Source organism: Rhodococcus sp. NFXS4 (assembly GCF_058139645.1).
Window position 1 is genome coordinate 4,397,805 of sequence record NZ_CP192221.1, and the last position, 12,078, is coordinate 4,409,882.

The following is a 12,078-nucleotide window of genomic DNA, read 5'->3' on the forward strand; positions in this document are numbered from 1 at the left end:
GGCGGACGGTTGGCGAAAGACCTGACGCTGCCGCGGCTGCGCGACGAGTGGGACACCAGCGGGACCGCACCGCAGGACGCGGCAGCAGAATGGTCCGCCGCCCGCCGGGGCGCCGCGGTGACCATCACCACCGGGCGCGAACGCACACCACTCGACCCGGAACTGTTGGCGCGAGCAGCAGAAGACATCGGCAAGTGGAACACCTACCTGACGTCGATCCCGGTCGAGGACACCGCGCAGTGGGCGCGCGCCGCCGGCCGTACCGCAGGAGTGTTCGCCGCGTGGTCCGCCCGTACTGAGCCGACACCGGGCCCGTTGGCGAAAGCCGCGGCCGCACTGTCGCAGTCCGCGCAGATACCGGCACACCAACGCACCACCCCGGACCCGGAACGTCGGCACGCGGGCGGTGCCGCGCTGATCGTGATGCAGACGGTGCTCACGACGCCCGGCGGTGCCGCCGCGAACGCACTGCTGCTGCGTCAAATGATGCGGACGATGGAAGCGTTCGCCGACGCCGAACGCGCCGTCGGCCACGCCCACCAGGCGCGCACTCTGACCTTCGTGCGGGAACGAGAACTGACGACGCTGCACGAACGACTACTCGTTCGAGTCGGTACCGACGACGCTCATGCTGATCTTGCGCCAATGTGGGAGACGCGGCGCATCGTTGTGCAGGCTGAGGTAGGTGAGATCGACAAGGTGGTACGGCGAGCTGCAGGCGAGAGCGTCCCCGATTCGCCGGCACCGGGCGCAAGCGGGACTTCTATCAATGGTCTGCCCGCGGAGGAACGAGACGAGTTGTTGGCGACGCTCGAACGGGAAAGGGCGATCGCGGTAGACGAACGGCACATGCGCCGGGGACGAGCGGGCGACGGGGCCCACGGCGCAAGTCCGGCGCAGCCTGATCGAGACCATGATCGGGGCGATCCGGAACGCTAGCGGCGTCGCCCGACTTGCGAAATATCTGTTGGTAGGTTGTTGATCACTCCCTAGAGTCCGCGCCTGCTCACCCCGAGAGTAGTCCCGCAACCGAAGATCCAGAACACCCCGGGGTGTACCGGTTCGAAGCACTCCCCCCGGGGCGCGAGATGCAGTGGACCCTCGGCGCCCATATCGAAGTGCTTGGCGAATCGGCGCCCACCCGCTTCGCTGTCACTGTTGATGCGCCCGGCCCGTACGGCGCAGTCGGAACCCTCGCCTACGCTCTCGAACTGGGCGACTACCGCGACGCAGCGATGACCGTGCCAGGGACTGCGTTGACGGTGTCTAAAGCCATCGAAGACAGCGCTGAATTACTCGACAAGAGCGTGCAAGCTGCTTCGGAGCGATTGTCGTCAGAGGGCGCCGAAGCCGAATCGGGATGGCCGGCCCGCCCGACGCGACGCGGGGGAGTCGAGGCCACCTCACGGCTTAACGGGAGCGCCCCCTGGCCGCTGCCTGTTGGATGGGTCCATGAGTGCGAGGGCGCCGGACTTCACGAGTGCGCGGGCGAAGGTCGAGCGAGCTGCTGAGCATCGAACGGCGATGGGCGCGGAGCACAAGGCACATCTGCCGCCGACGGGTCTGAGAACCGAGGTCGACGGGTCGCTCTGCAGTCTGATCTGCGACTATGAGTGCTCGCCGCGGCTTTCTTACATATTCGGCGACTGGCTCTCAAATGTGCGATCCGCTATCGACTACACATTCTTTGAAATTGCAGCGTACGAGACCGGTCAGAACCCGCCGACCCGTCAGCGCTCGCGTCAGTTCCCGATCACTCGTGACCGTACGGATTTCGGGCGGCTGCTCACTTCTAACACGAACCCCATGCATGGTTTCCGCCAGCCGGTGATCGACATGATTGAGCGAATGCAGCCGTACAACGGGAAGTACGGCGCGGCCGGGGACGCCCTCCTTTGGCTACACGACCTTGCTCGCATCGAACGGCACAGGGGAAGAGCCCGCATCGGTGGCCTCATCCGTAGGTTTAACGCAACTGTGCATCAACCCGACTCGTCGCTAATCGAAAGTCACCGGGTCAGCGACCCCACATCAACGCCGATGGTCATCGACGCTGACGGTGAGGTGGTTCTGGCTCAATTCCGGTGCGTGTCGTCGCAGGCCGCCGCGCGGGTGGCTGCCGCCGTCGTGGCGAGTGTCGACACGGCGTTGGAGGTGACCGATTGGTACCGGGCAGCACACGTCGGGGGACGTTCGGCAAACATCCGCAATGACAATCTCGAAGATCGGATGGAGTTCCTCGAAAAGATGTGGCCCTTGGTTCTTACGAAGTTCGAGCGAGATCCGTGACGCGAATGCACGTATTGGGCTTTCTGCGTTTAAGACGGCGCCGCCGCGGTTGTAGCAGATGGTTGTCGGGACAACCGCTGTTCGTGAAAGCAGACGGAGCAAGCGGTGCGCCTGGTCTCATCGTGGCCTAGGCCGCCTGCATACGCCCCAGTACGCGGAAGGGTCGACGCTGCTTCGGTCGACTATCGGCTCACGGGCCTGAGAAGCGTCCTTGAACAGCTATTGTGAGGCCGGCGAACCAGCCGAGCGACGGGCTGAATCGCGCGACCGCCAAGCCAGCAGATAGTTTCAGCCTATGCCAATCCGTCTGAGTGAGATTCGGTCCCATGAGGGAAGCCAGGCTCGGGCATGGGAGGAACTGGCGTATCAGTTGCGTCCACCCGTTGCTCCTGGGCACGTGGAGACTCGCAAGACGCGTGCCCCAGACGCCGGAGTCGAGTGGTACGAGGTCTATGCGGATGGGCATTCCGAAGGGTTCCAGGCAAAATTTCACGCCTCACTTGCCGACGCTCTGAGTGGGATGAAGGAATCCGTTGTTGCAGTCTGTGCGAAGCGGGCCGAGCTCACGAAACTAACTTTTGTAGTTCCCTATGACTTCACCGACAGCGGCGCAGGGCCGGCCAAGTCCGACCAAGACCGATGGGACGACGCCGTAGCAGGCTGGCAGCAGACCGTAGACGGTGCTGACCAAATTACGTTTCGAACGATCCGCGCTGGCGATGTCTTGGCACAGTTGGCAACGTCCAGGCACGGCGGGCGGCGTGCCTTCTGGTTCGGGAGCTTCGAACTCTCGCAAGCGTGGTTCGAGAAGCAAATTGAGGAATCTGTCGCTGTTGTCGGGGATAGATATACGCCGGCGGCCGACACAGACGTTTCTGTAAACGGCGCGATCGAGGCCGCTGCTGCCGGGGACCGGTTTCTCAGCTCCCTGCGTTCGCACCTTGACATTACAGTTTCCGCCGGTCGCCGGGACTCCGGAATGTGGGGGTCAACATCGGAGCAGGCCTTTCAGCTTCTTGACCGGATCGCGGAGCTTCGCGCTGGGGTGAACAAAACCGCAGCAGAACCGGGTTCACTTGTGTCGACCACTGACTTCGACATGGAGTCAGGTCGTGAGGCCGTCGACAAACTGATCGCATGTGCTGCCGAAGCCGCCGAACAACTCAACGAGTTCAGTGATCGTCGTATGCGGAGCGCAACAGAGAGGCTCTACGAACTGCGTGCACTGCTTGCTTCCAGGGCGGCCGCCGCGTATGCCTCCCGCACGCTGGCGTTAGTCGGTGGAGCTGGCAGCGGTAAAACCCACGCCTTGATGCGGGCAGCAGTTGCGCTGCAAATCGAGGGTTCACCAGTTGTCGCGATCGTTGGACAGAGACTCGGCGACGCCGCCTGGTGGCCGGAACTGAAAGCGGTTCTCGGTGTCGAAGCAGACTCTGCTGACGTGTTCCTGCAAGAGCTCGACTCGCTTGCGGAGGCAAGGGGGCGACGCGCTCTTATCCTTGTCGACGCGCTGAACGAATCTCAGGACCCGCGTAGATGGCGGACCGAGCTAAAAGCGCTGCTAGCTCGGACAACGGCGTATCCAAACGTTGCAGTTATCGTCTCTTACCGGAGCGACTACTCATCAATTATTCAACCGCCCGAGTCCTTACCAGTGGTTTCACACAGAGGTTTCGTTGGTAGCGAGGGGCAAGCGCTCTCGGCATACTGCCGAGTGTTCGAAATTCCGGTGCCGGTGAGGTCTTCCTTCGACCCAGCGTTTTCAAGCCCGCTATTCCTGCGAATGTTCTGCGAGGTACTCGCCTCGGACGGCCCTAGCGCCGCAGACACTCTCACCCGATCGACCTTGTTCGGTCGCTTCGCCACTGTCCGTGCGGAGCGCGTCATCGACGCGCTCCGCCTTGCCCCATCCAGCCGCGTGGTCACCGACGCTCTGGACGTGCTTGCCGACAAGCTCCTCGAAACGGGTGGTCGGCCTATCCCGCGGGCGGATATCGAAAGTGCCGTCGATGCCTTGCTCCCAGGCCGAAACTGGCCGGAAACACTGTTCGGTCGCATGCAAAGTGATGGCTTGATCGAGGTCCGCCCATCCTTCTCCGCCGGCGAGTCTGTGACTCTGCCGTTTCAAGCGTATTCGGAGCACGTTCTCGCCAACCGCCTTCTCGACTCTCTGGGTGATCTCAGTCAACTTGCTGGCAGCGTGCGCGACGCCCCCTGGCTCTGGCGGGCGCTAGCAGTGCTCTTGCCCGAACGCGTTTCTGTTGAGCTTCCTGACCTCCTCCCTGAGTGTGTTGCGAACCGCCGCCTTCAACAGGCCGTTCGCGACAGTCTCCTAGATCGAACGGCTGATGCGTTCGGAGAACGAGCCTTCGAACTCCTCGAGCAACAGATCGGTGGCGATCTCGATGAGCGGGTTGATGGTGTCGACGCCATGATCGCGCTGGGGCCCCGCTTGGGACACCCAGCCAACGCACGATGGCTCCACGAGAGACTCAAAGCCCTTGGCCTAGCCGAACGCGACGCTTCTTGGTCGATCGCGGCCTACACCGCCTACGAGTACTCGCCGTCACTGACGCGGCTGCAAGGCTGGGCTCAGAGCCTTCGCCAGGAGGTCGGGACTGATGAACCTGAACTTGCTGCCATCACACTAATGTGGTTGCTTACCTCACCAAACAGAATCCTGCGGGACAATGTCACCAGAACACTCACTAGCTTGTTGGTGAAGCGGCTCCCGGTTGCAGGCACGCTGATCACGTTGTCTAGTGAAATTGACGACCCGTACGTTCAAGAGCGAGTCCTCCTCTCGTGCTACGGCGCGCTCATGATCGCCGGAGATTCCGACCGTGACGGAAGTCAGGGAACGATCGAGGCCCTGTCAGCATGGTTCCGCACAGGCCTTCCCGTGCACGTCCTCGCACGGGACAGTGCCCGCGGTATGGCCGCCTGGGCCGAGGCCCGCGGAATTCTTACGGATGAACATAAGGTCGCGTTCGACCCGCCTTACGGATCTGCGCCTCCGGAGGAACCGCCGACGGCCGAAGCGCTGGAAGCGGCCTACGGATGCGTCAAGGACGCGGACGGCAATTACAAGGACTGGCGCGCCAACACGATCCTCATGTCCTGCCTTACGTGGATGGGCGACTTCAACAAATACGTTGTGAAAAGTGACGTCGGATCGTTCAGTCGATATCCGCTCACCGGACCGCGGCCCTCAGACAAGCACGATGACCCGCTCGGCACCGTCGAGGCAGATTGGGCGGGGCGGTGGATCGCGAACCGCGCTATCGCCCACGGTTGGACCGCTGAGCGTTTCGAGGAGTTCGAACGCGAATACCGAGCCGACAGCGGGCGGGAAGCTCACAAGCCTGAGCGCTTTGGGAAAAAGTACCAATGGATCGCGCTTCACGAATTGCTCGCGCGCCTGGCAGACAATTACCACCTTGCTCGAGAATCGTGGTCACCTGATCACGAGCGATATGAAGGGCCGTGGCCCTGGTATGGACGAGACCTAGATCCGAGTCTCCCGGCTCGCGGGGCTTCCGGTCCACCGCAACATCTCGTGTTGACACACGCATCAGGTGCGACCTGGGCGCTCCTCCCAAGCCCAGGCCTCGACGTTGCCGCGACGCCCGACAGTTGGGTCGCGGAAGTAGCGGACCTCGCTCCGGCGACGCAGGTGTTCATGCCGACAGATGGAGACGGACTCACCTGGATCGCGTTGCAGCGGTACTCGAGTTGGGACCGCGATAACGCGCAACGAACCGGCATGACCAAGCGCGAGCGTGACGTCTTCTACCTACAGTTCTCCTGGCTCGTGCCCAGAGGTGACGGTCAGTGTCTCCTAGATCTCTTCCGAGAACACGGCTTGTCAGGTCGATGGATGCACGACCGCAGTCGTACCCATGGACGCTACCTAGGAGAACTTGCTTGGTCACCTGTTGCCAAGGCGGAGGCCGCGATCGAGGAAGACGACCACTACCACCAGCGACTGGTCGGGGCCGGGCTCGCACCACGACCCGCGATCGAGAAGTACTTGTGGGAAGGGAGTGTGCTCGACTGTTCAATCGAAGAGAGCATCGATTTCTATGTGCCGACGGACGAGCTTCTCGGATCGGCCGCCTGGGACGGAGTATGTGCGCGATGGACAGAGGGGGGAGTGACCGTCGCCCGTGCTCTCGAAGTTCCCGACACCGAGAACGGCCAGGATGCGCTCTTAGCCGACTCAGGGTGGCTGCGCCAGCGGCTCGTGCAGCTCAACTGTGACCTTGTCATCGGCGTTCTGGGCGAGAGGCACGCACTCCCGATGGACGATGACAACTATCGAAAGATGGCGTACTCAGATTTCTGGTATGGGGCAGTCATCGCCCCCGAGCCTCGCTCAGACGAGCTCGTTGGGCCGATACTCGATGTCCGTCGATCGGTAGAAGACCCGCGGTAGCTGAGGCTGCCCGGCCGAGTATGCCTGGAAGCTCGATTCATGAAACCCCAAGGACCATCCAATTGGCGCGCTGTGCAGCGGCGTAGCGTTCGCAGGGTTCTGCAGCCTTCTCTGCGGTCGAGGACGGCGTCGTCGAAGAATGACATCCGCCCGGTCACGACTGCGCTCCACCGACGGGCGTCGCGACTAGAGCAAATTGAGAACCGCCAGAGGATGGCGTGGAAAACGAATAGACCTGCATTAGAGGAAGGGCCTTTCGGGAGCGTCGATCAGCACGCACGCGCAGAGCGCGACACCCAGAGGTGTAGACACCGCGTACGCGCTGGTGATGGACGCTCGACCGTGACCCTCATCGACGGTCGAACACTGAGATCGTAACGTATGCGGACGCTGTCCCCGCAAAGCCGGGCACGTATCGACCTGTATACGGACTCCACCATCGCCGGGGTCACTCGCTCGCAACCCGACATCATCCGGCCGCCTCAACGTCAATCCCGGCAAGCGAGCGGAACAGCAGCGACTGCTCCGTGCGATCAACCGCGTCGACCCCGCGATCACCGCACCCATAACCGGGTAACAGCACGATGCCGCAGTCGCATGATCTGGACCACAACGGCCGCAGGGAACGGCGACAAGTACGCCTTGCAAGACCCGCGTCTAGTGCTACAGAGGCGCCCTAAGAACTCAAACGTTCTCGCCAATCCAGTTATCCATATTCGTATTGATAAAATTGCCAGTATAGATAGTGCCGACCTCAATACTATAATGCTGGGTAAGCAGGCCAGTATTGTGCTCGTTGAGGTTCGCGCGGAAGTCGGACCCTACCCATATTGGACTCTCGCCATTGCGCCCGGCCTCGTGTGCGAGATGCGCAGCCCGATTGACGACGTCGCCCATGTAGATCACATCGTTGATGCCGCTGCCGTGATACCCGGCCTTGATCATTAACACCCGTCCCCAATCGACCCCAATGCCCACCCGCAGCGGCTCGATGTCTTTTTTTGCATAGTGCTTGTTCAGGAGCGTCAGTAAGGTGTTGGCCTTAGAGGCAACACTGAAGACGCCGTTGATGTTCGTCTTGAAGGGGGTGTTGTAGACCGCCCAGACGCAGTCGCCAACAATGTTTACTTCGCGAACATTTGAATGTCCGTTGAGGACGGCGACCATCTCCGAAATAAAAGCGCGGTAGATCTTCGCGAGGATTGGCCGTGTGTATTCGTCCGTCAATCCGGAAGAATCTCGGATATCAATGAATACTGCAGAACACCGGCCGTAGAAACCGTTCTTATACGTCAGCTTGTCACGGTTGGGGAGAGCGTCCGTCTTCTCGAACTGGCCCGCAGGCTGGTCAAGAAGGTCCTTGATGCGAGAGCTACTGGATACCCAATCGTATTCCTCGTAATTTCCGTCCACGTGCCCCTCCAGGTTGCCTACCGGCCCCACCGTCACGTAGCAGGGGACCCTCTCGGGGCCTAGTCAAGCATGGTGCAGAGACTGTCACGTGTTCCGGACCGATTCGCGGTCGACTACCCTCGCAACATGAACGATTCGGGTGATTGTGAGCAGGTCGCGGGGGCCGAGGGAAAAGTCGCTGACCCAACGGTTGCCGTGGCAGAGGCGTGGAAAACGGTGGGGTTGGTCAACGACTGGATCAAGCACGCCGAAACGAAAGCCACAGCAACGCTTGCTGCCGCAGGTGTCATGGGTGGTGTGCTGTACAACCTGGTCAAGTCGCAGACTATGTTCGACAAGCTCATGATGGTGGCAGCCCCGATTTGCGCGTTGCTAGTTCTCGGCTCCGCAGGGTTCGCAATCAGCGCTCTGTGGCCACGCCTTTTCAGGAAAGAGGACGCCACGAGTGCGCTCTACTTCGATCACATTGCGCGAAAGCATCCGAGTTCGGTGGGCGAATATACCGCTGAGCTTCGAGAGCTCGTCTCCGATCCCAATGATTTGCTGGACCAGCTCGGCCAGCAGATCTGGTCAAATTCGCGTGTCGCGAGTAAGAAGTATCGGGCGACTGGCTGGGCCTTGTTGTTGTTGTTCGTTGCAGGTGGCGCCTTGTCGCTCGTCGCGGTCGACCTCGCCATACGGTCTGTGAGCAACTAGCCTGCGGCTCGGAGTGCAAGCGCTTGAAGTGCATTTATGTCATAATACCTATTATCGGCAATGAATACCGTTGTCCTCTTGGTCGACAGGTGGCGGCGCGGCAACGAGGTGGCCGACCGCCGTCAACGGCCCGGCGCCGCGGCCTAAAGCTCTACAACAGGCGATCGCGCTCGGCGCGCAGCTCACAGTGCGCCTTGGCAGAGGGCAGGGTGTGATGCGAGCGTTCTTGCGAAGGCGTCACGGTCGGCGTTCTCCAGGAGGTGGTCGAGATGCCTCACAACCGTCACCGAACTCGCCCCGCGCGTCGCCCGACGCGACCACGAATGATCGTCGACGGCCATGCCGCGGTCGCTGGGGGCCGCCGCGTCTGCCCTCGCTCCCTCTCGATCGAGATAGCATCGGGGTATCAGTCGGCGTCATTCTTGCCGGTGAAGATCCTGACTTCCTCAATCGTTGTGGAACCTTCTTCCGTCTGCGGTTAGAAGATGGACAGTTGCGCCGGATCGAGCCGTGACCGTCGATGCCCCGATGTGCTGCCGGGCCGACGGCGGTGCGGCGCGGCAGCGGGATCCGACACCCCAGACCGCTCGGCGATGAGTGCTCGCAGCTCGGCGCGGCGGGTGCTCCGCACGGCGAGAGTGATCTCGTCCGAACTGCGAAATTGCTGGCGCCATTGCGGGCTACCCGGCGGCGGCACGCCCATCACGGAGTCGGTGACTCGATCGAGCAGCACGTCGCGCGCGATCTCGTGTGGAAGCGGCGGGCCGGCGAGCGTGCGGATACGCATACCCGTCATGGTGCACGGCCCCACCGACACCGGCTCACGCGTCGATCCCGCGGGCGGCTGCTTCCACCAGTAGCGAGTTCGGTGGATCGGTCGGGTGCCGGCGATGCGACACCCCATCAATGGTCCATGGACAGGGAGGAACGCGCACCGGGCGACGCAGGACTCGTTCCGCGAGAGAAACATCTACTCGTTCCGCGCTGTGCCGCTGAGCACCCGACGGGCTCCGTTCGGCTAACTCAGCCTATACGTGTCGAAGCGGTCGTAGTCCCGAGCACTTCCGACAGCATGGCGGTCAGGTCGGCGGCGGCGGTGTCGGTGAACGCCGACGGCACTTCCCCGTTATCCCTTCGCGACGCGGCCTGCTTGGTGGTGTCGGGCAGTAGCGGGGCTTCCTGAAACACTCGGACGCTCTAATCTAAATGCGTGGCGGTGGATTGGACCCCCTGTGAATTGATGAGCCTTGCTCGCTCAGTGGGTGTCAGCCCGCCCCAAACGCCGTGGGGCTCCCTGGTGCGTAGTGCATGTTCAAGGCAATCCTGACGGACGGGACAGACCTGGCACAACTTCTTGGCATCCTGAGTGATCGCGTCCCGGTTGCTTCGCGACCCTTCGGGGTAGAACGTTTCCATGTCATGCGGTTGACATGTGCTTCGATGCTGCCACTCCCAATGCTCGATTCGGGGTGGGGGCAGTCGGACAAGTGTTCTGCAGAATTGTTGAGTGTTGATCATGGGTTGCGACACTGGCGCGCCATGCTCCTTTGCGGTGGAAAACGCCCCTCAGAGGCAGCGGTCAGCGTTCGTTGTGGCGTCGTCCGCAGTCGACGAGGCGGGAAGCTCACGCCGAGCGTTGCTCGTGCAAGGGTGCGTGGCCATCAGACGTCGCCCACTCGATGAACTCTGATCATGTTCGTCAGACCCTCGGTGCCGGTGGGTACTCCTGCGATGATGACGACGACGTCACCGACGGTGCACAGGCCTCGGTCGATCAGTTCGCGATCGACTTGAGCGATAGTGGCGTCGGTGGTGTCGACATGATCGACAAGGTACGGATCTGTACCCCAGCTCAGTGCAAGGCAGTTTCGGATGCTCACGTGAGGGGTGAAGCCCAGCAGGGGAAGTGAGGGGTGCAGGCGTGCCAACCGTTTGACCGTGTCGCCCGACTGCGTGAATGCCACCAGCGCTCTAGCTTGTAATCGTTCGGCGATGTCACGAGCTGCATAGGACACAACCCCTGAGCGTGTCCTGGGCATGTGGGCGAATGCGGACGCTCTCGCCGGGTCCGTCTCTGCGGCACGGACAATGCGTGCCATGGTGCGCACCGTTTGCACCGCGTGCTGCCCCACAGACGTCTCTCCCGACAACATCACGGCGTCTGCCCCGTCGAGGACGGCGTTGGCGACGTCAGACGCCTCGGCGCGCGTGGGGCGCGCGTTGTCGATCATGGAGTCGAGCATCTGGGTAGCTACGATGACCGGCTTGGCGTTCTCACGGGCGAGTTCGATGGTGCGCTTCTGCGCCAAAGGTACGTCCTCGAGAGGGATCTCGACACCCAGGTCGCCGCGTGCGACCATCACCGCATCGAAGGCGGCGACGATGGCCTCGATATCTGCGAGGGCCTCGGGTTTCTCGATCTTGGCAATCACCGGGATCCTGCGGCCCACGCGGTCCATCACGGCATGGACCTGGTCGATGTCTGACGCCCTTCGAACGAACGACAACGCGACCATGTCGACGCCGAGGGCCAGGGCGAATTCCAGATCTCGAATGTCTTTGTCGGACATTGCAGGAACCGAGACATTCATTCCAGGAAGCGACAGCCCCTTGTTGTTACTGATAGGCCCGCCCTGGACGACACGGCACACCACATCGGGGCCTTCGACCTCCACGACACGCAGTTCCAACTTCCCGTCGTCGACGAGAACGGTGTCACCGGGCCGAGCGTCGGCGGCGAGTTCCCGGTAGGTCGTCGACACCCGCCTGCTGGTGCCTACGATGTCGTCGACCGTGATGCGAACAATCTCCCCGGACGACCATGTCGTCGGCCCGTCCGCGAACCGGCCCAGCCGAATCTTCGGTCCTTGGAGGTCGGCAAGGACAGCAACGGGGACGTCGCGGCGTTCGGCAGCGTCACGCACCATGAGGTAGCGAGCAGCATGCTCGGGATGATCACCATGGCTGAAATTCAGTCGTGCCACGTTCATTCCGCTGGCGATGAGTTCATCGATGATGCCGTCGGGATCCGTCGACGGACCCAGCGTGCAGACGATCTTCGTCTTCTGGGTGGGTCCGGTGTGAGAGGTGCTGGTGCCGGAGACGATATCTAGTCGGTCACTGAGGATGGTGCTCACGTTGTTTCCTTCCGGATGGTGCGCACTGCACCGTCAACCTGCCGTGGTCGCGGACGACCGGGGCAAGTGGGTGCATGGTGGGCTCGCTGCGCGCAGCGCGCTTGT

Annotated in this window: 9 protein-coding genes; 4 read left to right on the forward strand and 5 right to left on the reverse strand. The window is 62.1% G+C overall.

All coding sequences use genetic code 11. From position 1 onward, the window contains the following. Positions 1-9: 9 nt before the first annotated feature. From J4E04_RS20815 to J4E04_RS20825, 3 genes are all read left to right on the forward strand, one after another. Positions 10-939 carry a hypothetical protein gene (locus J4E04_RS20815; RefSeq protein WP_490149531.1) on the forward strand — a complete coding sequence of 310 codons (930 nt, stop codon included), beginning with the start codon at positions 10-12 and terminating at the stop codon, positions 937-939. A 513-nt stretch (positions 940-1,452) separates the two neighbouring features. Beyond that, positions 1,453-2,289 carry a hypothetical protein gene (locus J4E04_RS20820; protein ID WP_490149532.1) on the forward strand — a complete coding sequence of 279 codons (837 nt, stop codon included), beginning with the start codon at positions 1,453-1,455 and terminating at the stop codon, positions 2,287-2,289. A 397-nt stretch (positions 2,290-2,686) separates the two neighbouring features. Continuing rightward, positions 2,687-6,727, forward strand: a complete 4,041-nt coding sequence (locus tag J4E04_RS20825) for an NACHT domain-containing protein (RefSeq protein ID WP_490149533.1) — start codon at positions 2,687-2,689, stop codon at positions 6,725-6,727. Positions 6,728-7,411: 684 nt separating this feature from the next. Here J4E04_RS20825 and J4E04_RS20830 read toward each other — a convergent pair. Then, positions 7,412-8,176, reverse strand: coding sequence for an adenylate/guanylate cyclase domain-containing protein (locus J4E04_RS20830; RefSeq protein WP_490149534.1), 765 nt, complete (start codon positions 8,174-8,176; stop codon positions 7,412-7,414). Positions 8,177-8,266: 90 nt separating this feature from the next. Between J4E04_RS20830 and J4E04_RS20835 the strand changes: the two genes are divergently transcribed. After that, a complete protein-coding gene (locus J4E04_RS20835) occupies positions 8,267-8,836 on the forward strand; it encodes a Pycsar system effector family protein (RefSeq protein WP_490149535.1) in 570 nt (189 codons plus the stop codon). Positions 8,837-9,314: 478 nt separating this feature from the next. On the opposite strand, the gene J4E04_RS20840 is transcribed toward J4E04_RS20835, so the two are convergent. From J4E04_RS20840 to pyk, 4 genes are all read right to left on the reverse strand, one after another. Beyond that, positions 9,315-9,623, reverse strand: coding sequence for a hypothetical protein (locus tag J4E04_RS20840; RefSeq protein WP_490149536.1), 309 nt, complete (start codon positions 9,621-9,623; stop codon positions 9,315-9,317). 236 nt (positions 9,624-9,859) lie between these two features. Continuing rightward, complete coding sequence (locus tag J4E04_RS20845) at positions 9,860-10,024, reverse strand: hypothetical protein (RefSeq protein ID WP_490149537.1); 165 nt, start codon at positions 10,022-10,024, stop codon at positions 9,860-9,862. Between the two features lie 9 nt (positions 10,025-10,033). Next, positions 10,034-10,354 (reverse strand): WhiB family transcriptional regulator, encoded by a 321-nt coding sequence (locus J4E04_RS20850; RefSeq protein WP_490149538.1) that lies wholly within the window; start codon positions 10,352-10,354, stop codon positions 10,034-10,036. 143 nt (positions 10,355-10,497) lie between these two features. Next, positions 10,498-11,964: a pyruvate kinase gene (gene pyk, locus J4E04_RS20855; RefSeq protein WP_490150586.1), complete on the reverse strand. Its 1,467-nt coding sequence runs from the start codon at positions 11,962-11,964 to the stop codon at positions 10,498-10,500. Positions 11,965-12,078: the final 114 nt, after the last annotated feature.

Coding starts and splice junctions, on each gene's coding strand:
- J4E04_RS20850 (WP_490149538.1), bottom strand. CDS start 10,354: ATGATCAACACTCAACAATTCTGCAGAACACTTGTCCGACTGCCCCCA.
- J4E04_RS20840 (WP_490149536.1), bottom strand. CDS start 9,623: ATGCGTATCCGCACGCTCGCCGGCCCGCCGCTTCCACACGAGATCGCG.
- J4E04_RS20835 (WP_490149535.1), top strand. CDS start 8,267: ATGAACGATTCGGGTGATTGTGAGCAGGTCGCGGGGGCCGAGGGAAAA.
- J4E04_RS20820 (WP_490149532.1), top strand. CDS start 1,453: ATGAGTGCGAGGGCGCCGGACTTCACGAGTGCGCGGGCGAAGGTCGAG.